At 49.2% G+C, this 15,149-nt stretch carries 17 protein-coding genes; 9 read left to right on the top strand and 8 right to left on the bottom strand.

All coding sequences use genetic code 11. From position 1 onward, the window contains the following. Window positions 1-42 precede the first annotated feature (42 nt). Both BMW93_RS12945 and BMW93_RS12940 read left to right on the top strand, forming a co-directional pair. The gene (locus BMW93_RS12945; protein WP_090376340.1) at window positions 43-810 is read left to right on the top strand and encodes a hypothetical protein; all 768 of its coding nucleotides are present in this window, start codon (window positions 43-45) and stop codon (window positions 808-810) included. A gap of 290 nt (window positions 811-1,100) precedes the next feature. Next, window positions 1,101-1,535, top strand: a complete 435-nt coding sequence (locus BMW93_RS12940) for a MarR family winged helix-turn-helix transcriptional regulator (protein WP_090376337.1) — start codon at window positions 1,101-1,103, stop codon at window positions 1,533-1,535. 93 nt (window positions 1,536-1,628) lie between these two features. On the opposite strand, the gene BMW93_RS12935 is transcribed toward BMW93_RS12940, so the two are convergent. The 7 genes from BMW93_RS12935 to BMW93_RS12905 form a co-directional block, all read right to left on the bottom strand. After that, the gene (locus BMW93_RS12935) at window positions 1,629-2,459 is read right to left on the bottom strand and encodes a DUF4097 family beta strand repeat-containing protein (RefSeq protein ID WP_090376334.1); all 831 of its coding nucleotides are present in this window, start codon (window positions 2,457-2,459) and stop codon (window positions 1,629-1,631) included. 4 nt (window positions 2,460-2,463) lie between these two features. Continuing rightward, window positions 2,464-3,330: a DUF4097 family beta strand repeat-containing protein gene (locus BMW93_RS12930; protein ID WP_090376331.1), complete on the bottom strand. Its 867-nt coding sequence runs from the start codon at window positions 3,328-3,330 to the stop codon at window positions 2,464-2,466. A gap of 20 nt (window positions 3,331-3,350) precedes the next feature. Next, the gene (locus tag BMW93_RS12925; RefSeq protein ID WP_090376328.1) at window positions 3,351-4,190 is read right to left on the bottom strand and encodes a HEAT repeat domain-containing protein; all 840 of its coding nucleotides are present in this window, start codon (window positions 4,188-4,190) and stop codon (window positions 3,351-3,353) included. Then, entirely contained in the window at window positions 4,177-4,701 is a 525-nt protein-coding gene (locus BMW93_RS12920) for an RNA polymerase sigma factor (RefSeq protein ID WP_090377644.1), read from the bottom strand. Before BMW93_RS12920 ends, BMW93_RS12925 begins: the two co-directional genes overlap by 14 nt. Before the next feature lie 167 nt (window positions 4,702-4,868). Next, on the bottom strand, window positions 4,869-5,351 hold the full coding sequence (locus BMW93_RS12915) for a PA2169 family four-helix-bundle protein (protein WP_090377641.1): 483 nt from the start codon (window positions 5,349-5,351) through the stop codon (window positions 4,869-4,871). A gap of 55 nt (window positions 5,352-5,406) precedes the next feature. Beyond that, window positions 5,407-6,543, bottom strand: a complete 1,137-nt coding sequence (locus BMW93_RS12910) for a hypothetical protein (RefSeq protein ID WP_090376323.1) — start codon at window positions 6,541-6,543, stop codon at window positions 5,407-5,409. 116 nt (window positions 6,544-6,659) lie between these two features. After that, window positions 6,660-9,095, bottom strand: coding sequence for an ABC transporter permease (locus BMW93_RS12905; protein WP_090376321.1), 2,436 nt, complete (start codon window positions 9,093-9,095; stop codon window positions 6,660-6,662). A gap of 234 nt (window positions 9,096-9,329) precedes the next feature. On the opposite strand from BMW93_RS12905, the gene BMW93_RS12900 reads away from it, so the two are divergent. From BMW93_RS12900 to BMW93_RS35150, 5 genes are all read left to right on the top strand, one after another. Continuing rightward, entirely contained in the window at window positions 9,330-9,899 is a 570-nt protein-coding gene (locus BMW93_RS12900; RefSeq protein ID WP_090376318.1) for a Crp/Fnr family transcriptional regulator, read from the top strand. A 75-nt stretch (window positions 9,900-9,974) separates the two neighbouring features. Then, window positions 9,975-10,631, top strand: coding sequence for a metal-dependent hydrolase (locus BMW93_RS12895; RefSeq protein ID WP_090376315.1), 657 nt, complete (start codon window positions 9,975-9,977; stop codon window positions 10,629-10,631). Between the two features lie 297 nt (window positions 10,632-10,928). After that, window positions 10,929-11,183: a hypothetical protein gene (locus tag BMW93_RS12890; protein ID WP_090376312.1), complete on the top strand. Its 255-nt coding sequence runs from the start codon at window positions 10,929-10,931 to the stop codon at window positions 11,181-11,183. 101 nt (window positions 11,184-11,284) lie between these two features. Next, window positions 11,285-11,539 (top strand): hypothetical protein, encoded by a 255-nt coding sequence (locus BMW93_RS12885; RefSeq protein ID WP_090376309.1) that lies wholly within the window; start codon window positions 11,285-11,287, stop codon window positions 11,537-11,539. A 301-nt stretch (window positions 11,540-11,840) separates the two neighbouring features. Then, on the top strand, window positions 11,841-12,098 hold the full coding sequence (locus BMW93_RS35150) for a hypothetical protein (RefSeq protein WP_143061646.1): 258 nt from the start codon (window positions 11,841-11,843) through the stop codon (window positions 12,096-12,098). Between the two features lie 91 nt (window positions 12,099-12,189). Here BMW93_RS35150 and BMW93_RS12880 read toward each other — a convergent pair whose 3' ends face one another. Continuing rightward, on the bottom strand, window positions 12,190-13,164 hold the full coding sequence (locus BMW93_RS12880; protein WP_090376307.1) for a class I SAM-dependent methyltransferase: 975 nt from the start codon (window positions 13,162-13,164) through the stop codon (window positions 12,190-12,192). A gap of 207 nt (window positions 13,165-13,371) precedes the next feature. On the opposite strand from BMW93_RS12880, the gene BMW93_RS36140 reads away from it, so the two are divergent. After that, on the top strand, window positions 13,372-13,542 hold the full coding sequence (locus BMW93_RS36140; protein ID WP_310590239.1) for a hypothetical protein: 171 nt from the start codon (window positions 13,372-13,374) through the stop codon (window positions 13,540-13,542). A gap of 86 nt (window positions 13,543-13,628) precedes the next feature. Beyond that, a complete protein-coding gene (locus BMW93_RS12875) occupies window positions 13,629-15,101 on the top strand; it encodes an IS1182 family transposase (protein WP_090376304.1) in 1,473 nt (490 codons plus the stop codon). The last annotated feature ends 48 nt before the right edge of the window (window positions 15,102-15,149 follow it).

Here is a 15,149-nt window from a genome sequence, read left to right as displayed (position 1 = left end):
ATTACGTTGTAGAAAGAGTAATTCTAATTGATAAAACAACAAATGAAAACGATCAGAAACAGTTGGTCATTGCTGCTGTTAATAGCCCTCGGCGGTTGCAGTTCTTCCAAAACGATGCCTTATTCATCTAAATGGAATGCGCCGTTCTCCTATGTAGATGAAATCAAACCCGACCAGCAGGACCAGCGGTCGCGCCTCAGATACGGGATCATCAACGACGACCAGTACGTGTACATCACGCTCAAAACGAAAGATCCCAACACGATCCAGAACATATTGAGCAGCGGCTTGAAAATCGCTTTCAGCCCCGAAGGACAGAAGAAAGAAGGTTATGCACTTACTTTCCCGGTTGTGATGAAGGAAGATCGCAAGGCGCTGCGCCGCGTCGAAACCGATTTGCCTAACAGCCTCGGTCTCGGATTGCTCCTGGATTCATACAACAAGGAAGCCGTTTGGAAGGACCGCGACGGCCAGCATCTAATCGACCTCGTTCGCCCCGATGGCAGCATTAAATCGCACATTGCCATGGACCGCGACGGCGAACTCACGGAGCAAATCGCGATCCCGTTCGCGCTCATGAACGTGAATGCACGCGAGACGGGGATGATGGGAATGAGCATTAAGGTCGACGGGCAATCGTCGTCCAATTCGGGTTTCAGCCCGCGCATCGGTATCGGCCTTGGAGGTGGAATCGGAATGGGCGGCGGTATGGGCGTAGGCATTGGTACCGGCGGGTATAACTCGCGCTACAATGGCAACGATCGCAATGTAGACATTCGCCTGGAAGTACAGTTGGCAAGAGCTAATTAAACCAGTCTTTATCAGAATTCGGGCCCGCGGCATTTGTGTCGCGGGCTTTTTTTGTGGAGGTATATTGGTCAGGTTTAGTCCGGCGCGTTCCCGGCGTGCCGTAGGTACGCGACAACAAAGCTTAATGTCAAGCGATGTGCCTGCCCGCTACGCTGAAATTCAATTAGATATGTATTTCTTCAAATTTATTTCATTGAATTGTTTTTCAAGCGTTTAACAATGATTTATATTTGCATAATACTTGATTAATCAAATATATATCAACTATAAATCAAATACATTTCAAATTTATGTCAACCATTTCACCGGAACTGAAACTGTTTTTAAACCTGACTATTATCCAGACGATCACCGCGAAACGCTTCGATGCGAGGCTTCAAAATCAGGGGATCAGCCTGAATGAATTCATGATTTTACACCAGCTGGCGAATGCGCCGGATGAGAAATTGCGGCGTACCGACGTCGCGGAAAAGGTGGGTTTGACGGCGTCGGGCATTACGCGGATGCTGTCGCCGTTGGAGAAATTGGGGTATGTCAAAAGGGAGGCGAACAGCCGTGATGCGCGGGTGTCGTATGTGAAGCTGGCTAATGCCGGGAAGAAGATTTACCTCGAAGCGATCGCCACGGCCGAAGCCACGACAGAGCAGATTATGGCGTCCGTGAAGACGCGGAAGCTCGACGATCTGCAGAAAATGCTTTCGGAGCTCGGCGCGACGATTGAATAGCGGCGCTCTCACCGCAAAGATTTTAATGTAACCCCATAAAAAACGCCTCTGACAGACGATCTGCCAGAGGCGTGGGCCAAGGGTTGGGGTGTGTTATTTCGCTTTCCTGACGTAAATATTTCCGTTCATATTCTTCATCATGATCTCGCTGCCGCCGCCGTTGACTTTGCCTTTCACCCAGTCTTCGATGCTGACCTTGTACATGCCGTCTTTGGCTGTCTTGGTTGCTGGCTGTACGGTCTTGTCGACGTCCACATCGAAGTCGCTGTAAATATCGCCCTGGTCGGATTTGAGTTTGAGATCGAATTTCGCGGTTGGCGGGAGTGTCACGTCCACATTTCCGTTCAGGGTAGAGAAGGCCATCGGGGATTTGGTATCGACCGATTTGAAATTCACTTTCAACAAACCATTCACCGTATTGGCCACAGCCGAGCCTGAAATGTTCGTCAGCCGGATGTCGCCGTTCACATTGGTGATTTCCAGCACGCCGTCCACGTTTTCCACCAATACGTCGCCTTCATTGATCGTTCCGACGTTCAGCGAGAACTTCGCAGGTACTTTGATATTCAGTTCCATGTGTGAATTGAAAAGCTTTGAACTCACATTCACCACATTGTTTTCCTCGGTAGCCTGAATGTCGATGGCACCGTTTTTGGAAATGCGTTTCATGCCTTCGGCGTTTTCCTTTGGCTTTTCCGATCGCTCGGACTGTCTCGTAGTTGCGTCGATCACGACCTGGTTGCCTGTATAGCCCGTCACACGGATGGAGCCGCGGATCAGGTGTACTTTCAGCGTACCGGGTTTGCCGGGATCGCTCAGCGGGATCGTAAGTTGTTCCTTTAAATCGCCCTGGGCTAGCAATGGTGCCGAAATGGCGGTAAATGCTGTGAACGCTGCGAGGGCAAAAATGCGCGGGGTTTTCATTTTGTTATGATTGTTTTTTAAGATAAATATTGCCATTGAATGTTTCGAATTTGTACGTAGGGCCACCGCTGCCGACACGGATAAATGTTTCGGTACTCAGCTTGTAAACCGTTTTGTTGTCGCGGTTTTCCGCATTCTTGACGACCCTCACCGGAAGCCGTTCTACATTGGGGAAATCGGTGAAAAAATCGCCGTTGAATGTTTTGAACTGACAGTCGACGGACAATGCGGCCGGATAGCTGATCTTGACGTCGCCGTTGAGTGTTTTGAAATCGGATTCGCCGGGAGGTAAGGAGGTATAATTCACTTCCACATTGCCATTGATCGTATGCATATCTGCCTTTCCTTTGGCATTCACGACTTTGATGGCGCCGTTCACATTGCGAATGCCCAGCGAGCCGGTCACGTCGTTCACGTTGATATCGCCGCCGTTCACCGTCGATACGTGCAGATTGAGCGAGTAGGGGACTTTCACGGTAAAATCCAATTCGAAATCGTATTTGATCCTCGGTCCGTCCCAGTTATTTCTGCTGCGGTTGGGCCGTGAGTCGAACGGGTTGGCGATGTAGGCGATGATGCTGTCGGCATCCTGCTCGATTTCGAGTTTGAATTCGGCTTTGCCTTCGTCGAGGTCGACCTGCGTTTTGGCCCTGACCTTCTTGTCGATTTCCAGTACGACTTTATCGCCATTGTAGCCTTCTACTTTGATAAACCCGTTGATGTTGTAAATCGCCAGCACATTTTTGGCGGCCTGGCCGGCGCTGATCGTAAATTCCTTGCTGATGTGCTCTTTGTGTTCGAGCTTCTGGGCCGGGGCCTGGGTACAGCAGAGCACTGCTCCCGCCAGCAGGGGGATTGCAAAATACTTCATGGCTAATAGTTGATTTAGATTTATGAAAGGTCTTTGATTGTCTGTTCGATTTTGACTTTGACGAGGTCGTTCAGGTCTTCTTTTTGCAGCAGCGTTTTCAATGCTTTGACCGAGCGTTTTTCCTGCAATTTGACCATCACATCGGCCAGTGCCACCTGCACCATCGGCGAATCCTGCAATGCGAGGGATTTTACGAGTCCTTCCCGTACGGATGCGTCACCCGCATATTGCGTGAGCGCTTCGAGCGTAACGAGCCGCACATTTACGTTAGGATCGTTGTTTAAGGTGGCAAACAGCGCCTCTAAGACACGATCGTCGGCGTGCGTGATCTCGCTAGTGTACCCCACCGCCCGGAGCCGCTCAGTGGCCGATGGGTTATCGAGCAGCGAAAGCATCATCGTGCTTTTCATGTCCTGTACCTGGCTCGCCAGCGTCTCGATCCGTTGCTGGTAGGCGGTGGCGTCTACCTTACTGCGGCTCGTCCGGTTGCCGATCACCCATCCCAATCCTACCAGGAGCAGGCTAAATCCGACCTGAACGGTCCATTGCGGTAATACAAACTCCCGGATACTTTCCATCATGCTCTGGAAAGAGAACCGCGCCGCCGCCTTTTCCGCTTCCTTGAATTCGTCCAGCATGGTGTAAAAATTGGTGCGCATAGCTTCTTTCGGCTCAGGTACCCTGATTTTGGCCATGCCGTCCCAGATCTGCTTATCGGCGACGAACTCTTCCTGGCAGCTCATGCATTCAGCCAGGTGCCGGTTGACCTCCATTTGCTCCGCCTTTTCGAGATTATTGTTGAGCCACTCGGTCAATTTGCCTTTGGTATATTCACAGTTCATTTCCTTATCGTCTTTCATTTGTAAAAAACTTTTTCTTCAATTCCCCCAATGCCCTGTGGACCCGTACTTTCACCGTTCCTTCATTGATATTCAGTACTTTGGCGATCTCGTCGTATTTCATTTCCTGGAACCTGCTTAAAATCAGCACCTCCCGGTATTCGGGGCTCAATGCGCCCATCGCTTCGTGCAGGAAATCGTTGTCCTGCTGTTTTTCAAGGCTTTCGTCCGCCAGCATTCCGCCTTCGATCCGGTCGGCGACCTCGTTCACATCGTAAAAGTTGAACGACCTGTTCTGCTTCACCGAATCGTTGAGCACGTTCCTTGCCAGGTGGTACATCCACGTCCTGAATTCTCCGTCGCCGGCAAACGTATGCCGGTATTTGAGCATTCTGTAAAACACATTCTGGACGAGATCTTCGCTGAGGTCGGCTTTGTGCGTCATGTGGTAAAAAAATCCGAAAAGCGGCCGGTTGTACCGTTCGAAGAGCAAGCCCATCTTATCCAGGTCCCCGGTTTTGACCCGGAGCATCAGCGAGTTGTCGGTTAAGGTGTTCAAGGCTTCGCGCTTTTGTTTTCGTGATTTTGATGTGGTAACTCCGGGGAACGGGAAAGGTTACAGGAATTTAGGGAAAAAGTTGAAAAAAGTTTTAAATGGCTGATTGTCTGTGAAATAAAAAAGCCCCTTTCGGGGCCTTGCTAAGTCGTCAGCGGGTATTTCGAAACGTCCCTTTGCCGGTCGCGGTCGGTTTTGATGGTGTCGTGGGCGGACTGGATGGCGGTGAACTGGCTGAGGATCAGTTGCCGCACGTCGGCGGGGAGGCCGTCGGATTTCAATGCTTCTTCGTAGGCCTTTTTGGCGGCGTCTTCACCCGCTTCGGCGTTGTCGAGGACGGCGCGGCGGTTGTCGGACGTGAATGTGGCCCGGATATCCATCCATATTCGGTACAATTTGCCCGAGAGCATGGTACCTGTTGCCGGTTCGCCGCCCAGGCGTGTTACGTGCGATTTCAAATCAAGTACATTCGCGCGGCTTTCTTCCGCGAGGTTTGAAAACATCGCCCGTAAATCATTTTCGAGCTCGCCGGCTTCTGCTTCGGCCTTTTCGTACCCTGCGATCCGGTCGTTGTTGATCAGGATCAGGTCATTTAGCGTTTCGATCGTTTCTGAATTCTGTGCCATAATGGTCATAGTTTTGATGATGGCGGATTTTGCATCAATAACCATTCCAGCAACGCTAGCGGACAATACTGATCGCATCGTCATACATTACGGCTTTGCAGCCGCGTGCCTGATCGTGGATGACCTGGTCGCACAGGAATTTCAGGATTTCGTCGCGCCGTGACAGGGGTGTGCCGGTGTGCGCTTCCCAGTATTTTGGCTCAGGAATAAAAATAATCACGACGGTATTAAAGCCCCCGAATTCCCAGCCGAACTCGATTTTGATATCGCCTTCCTTGTAATAAATACTGCCTCCGCGGCCGTCCTGTGTGTATTCCAATGTGGGAAAAAAGCGGCTCATAAGCTCTTTTTTAAACTTTTCGACATCGATTCCAGTTGGGATTTCCCGGCCGGTGTAGTCGAACAGACGGTGGTCGTTGCTGTCCTGCACCATGCGCAGGCTGCATGCGGGGGATGTGTATTCCCGGTCGTCGTCGCGGCGGAAGGAAGTGTCCGGTATCGGGGTGCCATTAGCGGTTACGCCTTCGACAATTTCCGGTTCGGGTTCATGGAGTAAATGCACCTCTTCGTTTCGGATGGCGCGGCGGAAGTTCCCGGGCGCGTTTTCAAACGGCGCTTTTGGGAAACCTTCGGTGAATTTGATAAACTGAATGCGGTGCGTCCAGCCGTCTGGCCAGTTGGCTTCGATGGTGTAGAAGCCGGGCGGGTATGGTAGTGTGTTGGTTAAAATCATGGTGCCTCCGTTCAGGCGCTCGCGCACGGGCTTTTCTTCGATTACTTCCTGTGAGCAGGTGTTGGTAAGGCGGAATGTACCTGCGTCCCAGGCGTATCGGGGCATGTGGAATACAAGCTGCTGGCAGTCGGGATAGTGGATAACCCGCACTTTTTCAGGCTCCACCGTGCCGTTTGGCGAAATGACTTGATTGTCCGCGGAATTTTGCCAGAAGTTCGAAACGCTCGTAAGCACGCATTTGCCGTAATACGTTTCCTCAGGCGCGGGAACGTCCGCGAGCGGTTCGGCGGTGTCCAGCGGGATAATGCCTGGCGTACCATCGCCAATATCCGGTACGAAATACCCGGATACCGGCTGATTTTCAGATTTTTCCAAAATACGCCGCCTCACTTCGACGATATTGCCCGGTTGAAAAACATGGGTATGGCGGGTGATTTTGCAGCGGATCGTAGCTTCCATTCAGATCGATGGTTTGGATTAAAACAGAAAACCCGGGCCGACTGCCAAAAGGCATACGACCCGGGTTCGAAAATAATAACTATTTGTGAGTCAAATAGTTTATTTCGATCCATCGGCTATTCCGAGCGAAGGGATTCGACGGGGTTCATCAATGCGGCTTTGACAGATTGGTAAGATATCGTACACAATGCCACGAGTACTGACAATGCACCAGCCAGCGCGAACATCCACCAGGTAACGTCGATTTTGTAGGCAAATTCCTGCAACCAGCGGTCCATCAGCCACCACGCTGCGGGTGTCGCGATGAGCAATGCGATAATCACCAGTTTCAGGAAATCTTTCGAAAGTAATGTGATAATGCCCGCCACCGACGCGCCGAGAACCTTCCGCACGCCTATTTCCTTGGTACGCTGCTCAGCCGTGAACGTCGCCAGTCCGAACAAACCCAGGCATGCTACGAAGATCGTCAGCCCGGCAAACGTGCCAAGGATCTGGCCGGTTTTTTGCTCTGCCTTGTAAGTTTCGTTGAAACGCTCGTCGAGGAAAGTGTAGCTGAACGGCATATCGGGGTGGAAACCGTCCCAGTTTTTCTTCATGGAAGCCACCAGTCCTGACACTTCCGCGCTGCGGGTTTTGACCATCATCCATCCCCAGCCATTGTTCAATGTCATCACCAACGGCCCGATCCGCTCGTGCATGGAACGGAAATGGAAGTCCTTTACAATGCCGATAACATGGTAGGTCGCCTTTCTTCCCTCATTGTCGTTGCGTGTAATGAGCCTGTCCATAGCATTCTCCGGTGTCCAGCCGAAGATCTTGACGGCGGTCTCGTTGATGATAATAGCAGTGGAGTCCATCCCGTACTCTTTCGAAAAATTACGGCCCCGGGCCATTTCCATACCCAGCGTGGGGAGGTAATTGTAATCGACCTCGTAGCGTAGTGTTTTGACCATACGGTCGGTTTTGCCGTCCGGATTGACTGTGAAATTGTTATTGTCGGAAGGTCCGGCCGGTACATATCCCGATAGGCTTATGTTCGCAACGCGTGAGTCGCGGATCAGGCCCTCGCGGAATGTTTCCATGTTTTTGCCCAGCGACCACACCGGTACCACAATCACCTGGTCCTTATTGTAACCCAGTTTTTTGTTACGGATAAACTGCAATTGCTGGAAAACAACTGTTGTACCGACAATCAGGATGATCGACATAAAGAATTGAAATACAACCAGTCCACTGCGTAAGTTGAAGCTTTTGCCGGAAGAGGAGAGCTTGATGACGGACGATCCGCCTTTCAGCACGGTGATGGGCTTGAAAGACGACAGGAAGAATGCCGGATAGCTGCCTGCAAATATTCCTACGAAGAGCGCGAAACCGATAACAGCCGGAATCAGTCCCGGAACTGCATCCCATTGCAAAGACAAATTTTTACCCGACAAGTCATTGAAAACAGGCAATGCGACGATACTTAATAAAATGGCCAGTACCAATGCGAGGGATGTCAGCAGAATGGATTCTGTGAGAAACTGGCCGACGAGCTCGCTTTTTTCGGAACCCATTACCTTGCGTACGCCTACCTCACGTGCGCGTTTGGACGAGCCTGCGGTCGAGAGGTTCATGAAGTTGATACACGCAATGAGGAGCATCATCACGGCCACCGCGCCAAAAATGTAGACGTAGGTAATATCGCCGTTCACATCGAGGTCATATTCAAAATCGGAATGCAAATGGATGTCAGTCAATGGTTGCAGGCGGAATTCGAGGTTGTTGCCCTGCTTGCGGAATTCGGCAATGGTTACGCCCATCGATTGTTTCAGCTGCGGACTGATGTATTTATCAATCGTCGCCGGCAGTTTCGCTTCCAGCTTTTTATAATCGTAACCTTTCGGCAAAAGCAGGTACGTAAAGAACTCGGACGTCAGCCAGGAAGTCGATCTGGATTCGTCCAGCGTGACCATCGAACCCAGCAGATCGAACCGCAAATGCGAATTGGACGGCATATCCTTCATCACACCGGTTACGCGCAGGGCCTTATCCCAGTCCTTGAAAGTCACGATTTTACCTACAACATCCGTTTTGCCGAAGTATTTCCGTGCGGTAGTTTCCGACAAAACAATGGTGTTCGGTTCCAGGAGAGCGGTTTTAGCGTTTCCCGCGATGAATGGAAATGTGAAAACCGAGAAGAAATTGGAATCGACGAAAGCCAGCTTTTCATCATTGTACAGCTGGTTATTCAGCATAACGAGCGGCTTTCCACTATGCCGGAGCCTCGTGGATTCCAGCACCTCGGGGTACTCGGCTTTCAATGCGGCTGCGGTAGGCGGCATCGCGTGCGATTCATTGATGATCCCGCCCTGCATCGTGCCTTTGAATGTAACGCGCACAATGCGGTCGGACTTTTCGTGAAAACGGTCGAAACGCAGTTCATCGATCACATACAGGCTGATCAGCATGCAGGAGGCGAGACCGATTGCTAACCCGGCGATATTGATGGCCGAGAAAACGCGGTTACGGACCAGATTCCGCCAGGCGATTTTAAAATAGTTCTTCAACATAGGAATAGGGCAAACTGAGAGTGGTTCAAAAATGCAATTTTCATGGCTAATAGACGGTACATTGTATTACATAGTACATTGTATAAAATATATGCCAAAACGGTAATTTATTGTATTACAGTAATTTAAATTTCTGATAGCTCAGTCCCCCGTTCGCATTCGGACACTTTTGTACGATAATGGCCGTGTGCGGCGCTGGTTCTTTGTTACATTTACGACCGATTTCAGCGCATTATGACAGACCTTGAAAACTACCTGCAAACTTATTTTGACTTCGATCAAACCGACCTGGTCAAAGTCGCTTCCTTTTTCAAACCCGAAATACTGAAAAAGGGCGATTTTTATCTCAAAACAGGGAAACATTGTAATAAGCTCAGCTTCATTCAGTCGGGCTTGCTGCGGATTTATGTGGATTTGGAAGATAGGGAAGTAACCCAGTGGATCTGTACGCAAGGCTATTTCGTAACCGATCTGGCCAGCCTGGTGTTCGCCAGTCCCGCCCGCTGGAACATTCAGGCGCTCACCGATACAGCGGTTTATACCATCGAAAAAAACGACTATGACCGGCTCGGCGATTACATTCCCAAGTGGCCTGTCACCGAGAAGCTCTTCATCGCGCATTGCTTCACCACGCTCGAAGACCGCGTGTTTTCCTTTCTTTCCATGACCGCCGAGCAGCGCTACAACCTGCTTTTCGAAAGCCACCGTGACATTTTCACGCAGGTACCGTTGCAATACATCGCCTCCATGCTCGGTATGACCCCCGAAACCATCAGCCGCATTCGCCGGAAGCAGCTCAGCTGATTTCTTGATCTAGGTCAAGTGCGTTCGAAAATAGCCCAAATACCTTTGCAGGGTCATTAATCAACCACTTGTATTATGTTTTTAGGTCATTATGGTTTAGCATTCGGGGCCAAGAAAGTCGCTCCCAAAGTTTCGCTCCTGACGCTCTTCGTCGCCGTCGAGTTTGTGGACATTCTCTGGCCGTTCCTGCTTCTGCTGGACGTGGAAAAGGTAAATATTCGCCCCGGCTTTACCGAGGTCACCCCATTTGAATTCGTGCATTACCCTTATACGCACAGCCTCGTCATGGGCGTCGTGTGGGCGCTTGTGTGCGGAGGTATTTATGGGTTATTCCAAAAAGATATGCGCAGTGCGATTATCGTCGGCCTGGCTGTACTGAGCCACTGGTTCCTCGACCTCGTCGTCCATGTTCCCGACCTTCCACTGACGCCTTTTGGCAATGAGAAATTCGGAATGGGCATGTGGAACTCGCTGCCGCTGACGGTTTTAACGGAAGCGATTATATTCATCGTCGGCGTCTGGATTTACATTAAAAACACCCGCGCCATCAATGGTAAGGGGAGGTGGGGCCTCATTTCCCTGATCGCTTTCTTCGTCATCGCCGAAATCTTCAATACGTTCGGCCCGCCGCCGGAAGATTCCATTCCCGCATTGCTGGGTTCGTTCGTGGTTTTGCAGGCAATTGTGCTGGGTCTGGCGTATTTGACGGATCGGAACCGGGAGAAACTTTGACCTCCGCCGGCCCGCAACTGCTCGATCAACCGCAGGATCATTGGTACTGAGAATTAGCGTTTTCCGGTTGACCTTTCTGTCGGGAAACGTTAATTTTAGGTTTACACACTATGACATGAGACTAAAAAGTCGACAGGCGGAATTGGCTGAAAGACTCCGGAACCGATTAGACTACCTCGAAAATGTGATGTCCGCGCCGTCGACGGAAATAAGTGATGCCAAATTCGAAGAAATCCGCGCAGAAGAGGTGAAGATGAGAGATATGTTAAAAATGTTGCGGAGTTTATCTTAAAGCATATGAGAGCAGAATTTAGGAATCGGGTTGACGCGTACATGGCGCAAATCAGGGCGGCTGATAGTACTGAGATCCCGGAGATCAAATCTACATTTTTCGAGTGGTACAATTCGGTTTCGGACGAGGATCGGGCAGAAATGGCGCCTTTTTGGGATGAAGTTAAAAAAGAAGCACGGGAAGTGATCGAGGAAATCAAGGGTTTGATAGAGGAGCTCAAAGCCCTAAAAGAGGAAGAACTCGCCGAGGCCCGGAAATGATGTTGACTGCCTCCGGCCGATCACCGATTGATCAGCCACTGGTCCAATGGTGGTCGACAAAGAGGTGTTAAAGATGTTGTAACTTTTTTTCTGCAATCAGTATGAAAGCTTATATTAGAAAGACACTAAATGAATACAAATCGAAGCTGATTACTGCGGAGGAATCTGAAATTCCAATAATAAGGGCGGCTTTTTCTGACTGGTACTACTCGGTTTCAGATCAGGATAGAGCCGAAATGGCACCGTTTTGGGCCGACGTTAAAAAAGAGGCATGGGAAATGATTAAGGAAGTGAAGGACGCGCTAGACGAACTGAAAACCTTAAAGGAGAAACAACTCGCCGAGGCGCGGAAATGATATTGACCGCCAACCGCCGCTCGATCAGCCGGAGGATCGTTGATACTGATAATTAGCGTTTTCCGGTTGATCTTTCTGTCGGGAAACGTTAATTTTAGGTTTTACACACTATAAAATATGAAGAGGAAAACGAGACGGGAAAAACTCTCTGAGCAGATCATCACACGTTTGAAATACCTTGACAATGCTTTGGTGACCTCGGCCAATGAGTTGAGCGATGCTGAATTTGAGACGTACAGCAAGGAAGCGATAAAATTGAGAGAAATGTTAAGTATGATATAATACCTTTTAATTAGCGCACATGAAAGCAGAACTAAGACGTCACCTTCAAGAGTATCGGTCGCGAACAATTGCAGCCGATATTTCAGAGATACCGGCCATTAAATCTGAGTTTTATAAATGGTATAATTCGGTTTCTGACGAAGATAGAGCAGCAATGCAACCTTTTTGGAATGCAATGAAAAAAGAAATGTGGGACGTAATCAACGAAATCAAAGCATTGTTCGAAGAAATCAGGGCGCTGGACGAAGCTGAACTGGCGGAGGCTGGAAAGCGGTAATGATAAACTAAAAGACCATGGGTCATCGTCGATGATCCATGGCCCATTTCATTCCCATGCAATCGGCGGTCGGCCGTCAGTGGTCAAAACTTCACTTCCGCTGAAATCCCTTATAATGCGTAACAATATCCTTGTCGCTGAATTTGTAGTCCAAATCCTTCCGTCCCAGGAAATACACCCCGCTTGCAGTATCTACATTAAATGAATCGGGTACGAGGTGATCGAAAAACCGGACCCACCCGAATGCCATGGCAATTACGATAGCCGCTTTTTTGCTCCGTGTAAGGCCCCAAGCCGCGTAGCGCACGTTCCAGAGCAGTACTGCACCAATGCCGGTCAGGAAACCGGAATCGACTAATCTGAAATCTTTGAAAAGCAACCGGTGACCGCTTTCGGTGAAGCGGGTGAAGTCGTACGGGCCTTCGTGTACGTGTTGCTGAAAGGGCGTTTCCGCATACACGATACCGCCAGGTTTGAGCACGCGGTGGATCTCGGCTACCACGCGGTGCGGGTACATGACGTGTTCAAGTACGGCCTGGATCCAGATGCCATCGATGCTGTTGTCGGCGATGGGTAGTGAGTGGCCATCGGCAATGAAATCGGTATTGGAAGAGGCGTAAATGTCGAAAGAGAGCACATCGATGTCTTTGGCATCGTACATTCCTGCCGCGCCGTTCCCCACGGCGCCTCCGCCAATGATGAGTACAGTCGCTTTTTTGTCCGGGTATTTCGGGAGCGTTTCCAGGAATTTTGCAAGATTCCGCCTGGTTTTGCTGTCGCCTCCCCAGAAAATCTTCTTGATCGCGTCGTATTTGTTGCCGCTGCGTGGGATAAGGCTCTCGCCTCCTGTGGCGAGCAATGCGTCTTTGCTCAGGATGGTTTCGTCGAAATTGACGAGTATGGGTATTTTTCTCTGTATCAGAGGAATTTCAGAGGTCGAATGCGCGCACGTCGTATTGGTGCAGTAGATGCTTTCGTCAACGATTTTTAAGGGGGACAGGCAGAGGGGACAAACCAGCGTGCCGTTTTCAAAGTGCTCGGTAAGCAGTGGACTGAAAGATTTCATTGAAAGAATGTGTATAGAAGATGAATACTGTGTGTGATTGGTTTCGGGTGAATGGTATTGTTTAAAAACCTAATTTAGAGAAAAGTACTGTTTTACAAACCGCGAATGCGGGATTTAATCGAGCGGTAAAACTGCCCCCGGCCGCCGACCGCCGTCTATGGTCTAAGGTCTATGGTCCATTCTATTTGATTTTCGTAACTTTGCCTCATGGAAAAACCGGAATCACTCGAAGAATTCTACCAATACAAGTTCAACTGGCTACCTGAAAATTTGCAGCACGATATCGGGCACTTCAATGTCTTCCCGATGGGCGAAAATTTCATGGCCAATCCGGTCCCCGCGCGTTATAGTGACTGTTGCACAACTCATGAGGATTAAACCCACTTGGATTTCTATGTTGCAAAACCCAGATTAAGGGGTTGGGAGGTGTTGGCTAAAACCTCGATTTTGGTTAACTTCAGTACATGCAAGGAAAAAAGATTCAACAGGAACGTTTGTTCATCAACTTTCAGCTTTCAGAGTATGTCCCGGCTGATAATTTCTACCGCCAGTTAAGCCAAATACTTGATCTTCGTTTCTTATACAAGAGCACGGCTGACTATTATGGAAGTGAAGGCCAAAAGAGTATCGATCCGGTCGTGTTTATGAAACTGATGCTAGTGGGATATCTTGAAAATCTTACCAGTGATAGGCGGATAATACGCACGTCGCGAATGCGGATGGATATTTTGTTCTTCCTGGGATATGACTTAGATGAAGAATTCCCCTGGCACTCAACGCTCAGTCGTACGCGCAAACTTTATGGAGAAGACCAGTTCATTACATTGTTTAAACAGGTGTTGAAGCTATGTGTAGACCATGGTTTGATCTCCGGAAAACGTCAGGCTATTGACAGTGCACTCGTGCGTGCAAATGCTTCTATCAGTAAGATGGTTGAAAAACAGGTCATGGCCGATGCCAACGTATACGTTCAGGAATTAGCTGACAACGTTGATAAAGATGTTGCAGCGCTGGAAAAGCCAATTTGCAACGATAAAACTACTGGGACTAAAAGGGTTCCTGCATCAAATGAGAGCCACGTTAGCCCTTCGGATCCGGATGCGCGAATAACAATGAAGCCGGGAAAGCCAATGAACCTGTATTATCGCAGCCAGGTCAGTGTTGATACAGCTAGCCATCTTATTACCTATATCGGTGCTTTTCCGGGTAATGCTGCTGACAATGTCAGCCTTCCCAAAATACTCGAAAAAATTGTCGAGAATATGCAGGAGCATAATATTCAAGTCAACGAAATACTAGCAGATACTGGTTACAGCAGTGGAGATGCTATGCGGTCTCTGGCTGAGCATAACATCGAAGGTTACATTCCCAATACTGCCAGTTACAAAAAAGACAGGCAAGAAGAGGGATTTACTTATGATATTGGGAATGACCGATATACCTGCAAAAAGGGAGTGCATGCCACATTTAGATGCTATGAAAAACTTGCTAAAAACAGGAAGCTCCAGAGAAAGATTTACCGAACCAATCCAGCAGACTGTATGAACTGCCCAATAAAAAGTACGTGTCTGAACTATATGGGGACGAGAAGGATCAAGCACTCACTTGATAAGCCATTGTACGATCAGATGTACCAAAGAATGAGCAGCGATAGAGCCAAGACCTATAAAAAGCTTCGTTCCAGCACTGTCGAGCCGGTAATTGGTTCACTAATCAATTATACTGGCATGGGTAGAATAAATGCAAAAGGCATTGAGCAGGCAAATAAATGTATGATTATGGCCGCCATCGCCTACAACTTGAAGAAATTGCTAAAATACAAGGCCGGGCTGTCGCCAAGCGCGACCGATTCCACGAAAAAAAGCATAGATGAGATCATTTACTCCCACCTATGCTACTTTAGGTTGGCAAGAGCGGTTCTACTATCGATATCTTGAAAGGCAAGTCAAAGCTCAAATCAAGCAGTAGTGTTGTGCAACAGCCAC

Origin of the sequence: Dyadobacter sp. SG02 (genome assembly GCF_900109045.1) — a bacterium.
In the GTDB taxonomy this organism is placed as follows: Bacteria; Bacteroidota; Bacteroidia; order Cytophagales; family Spirosomataceae; genus Dyadobacter.
Note: the sequence above shows the minus strand (reverse complement) of the source record. Positions and strands in the feature narration are given on the sequence as shown.

Bases quoted from the DNA above. Each gene is read 5' to 3' on its own strand.
- BMW93_RS12945 (WP_090376340.1), top strand. From the start codon at position 43: ATGAAAACGATCAGAAACAGTTGGTCATTGCTGCTGTTAATAGCCCTC.
- BMW93_RS12940 (WP_090376337.1), top strand. From the start codon at position 1,101: ATGTCAACCATTTCACCGGAACTGAAACTGTTTTTAAACCTGACTATT.
- BMW93_RS12935 (WP_090376334.1), bottom strand. From the start codon at position 2,459: ATGAAAACCCCGCGCATTTTTGCCCTCGCAGCGTTCACAGCATTTACC.
- BMW93_RS12930 (WP_090376331.1), bottom strand. From the start codon at position 3,330: ATGAAGTATTTTGCAATCCCCCTGCTGGCGGGAGCAGTGCTCTGCTGT.
- BMW93_RS12925 (WP_090376328.1), bottom strand. From the start codon at position 4,190: ATGAAAGACGATAAGGAAATGAACTGTGAATATACCAAAGGCAAATTG.
- BMW93_RS12920 (WP_090377644.1), bottom strand. From the start codon at position 4,701: ATGCTCCGGGTCAAAACCGGGGACCTGGATAAGATGGGCTTGCTCTTC.
- BMW93_RS12915 (WP_090377641.1), bottom strand. From the start codon at position 5,351: ATGGCACAGAATTCAGAAACGATCGAAACGCTAAATGACCTGATCCTG.
- BMW93_RS12910 (WP_090376323.1), bottom strand. From the start codon at position 6,543: ATGGAAGCTACGATCCGCTGCAAAATCACCCGCCATACCCATGTTTTT.
- BMW93_RS12905 (WP_090376321.1), bottom strand. From the start codon at position 9,095: ATGTTGAAGAACTATTTTAAAATCGCCTGGCGGAATCTGGTCCGTAAC.
- BMW93_RS12900 (WP_090376318.1), top strand. From the start codon at position 9,330: ATGACAGACCTTGAAAACTACCTGCAAACTTATTTTGACTTCGATCAA.
- BMW93_RS12895 (WP_090376315.1), top strand. From the start codon at position 9,975: ATGTTTTTAGGTCATTATGGTTTAGCATTCGGGGCCAAGAAAGTCGCT.
- BMW93_RS12890 (WP_090376312.1), top strand. From the start codon at position 10,929: ATGAGAGCAGAATTTAGGAATCGGGTTGACGCGTACATGGCGCAAATC.
- BMW93_RS12885 (WP_090376309.1), top strand. From the start codon at position 11,285: ATGAAAGCTTATATTAGAAAGACACTAAATGAATACAAATCGAAGCTG.
- BMW93_RS35150 (WP_143061646.1), top strand. From the start codon at position 11,841: ATGAAAGCAGAACTAAGACGTCACCTTCAAGAGTATCGGTCGCGAACA.
- BMW93_RS12880 (WP_090376307.1), bottom strand. From the start codon at position 13,164: ATGAAATCTTTCAGTCCACTGCTTACCGAGCACTTTGAAAACGGCACG.
- BMW93_RS36140 (WP_310590239.1), top strand. From the start codon at position 13,372: ATGGAAAAACCGGAATCACTCGAAGAATTCTACCAATACAAGTTCAAC.
- BMW93_RS12875 (WP_090376304.1), top strand. From the start codon at position 13,629: ATGCAAGGAAAAAAGATTCAACAGGAACGTTTGTTCATCAACTTTCAG.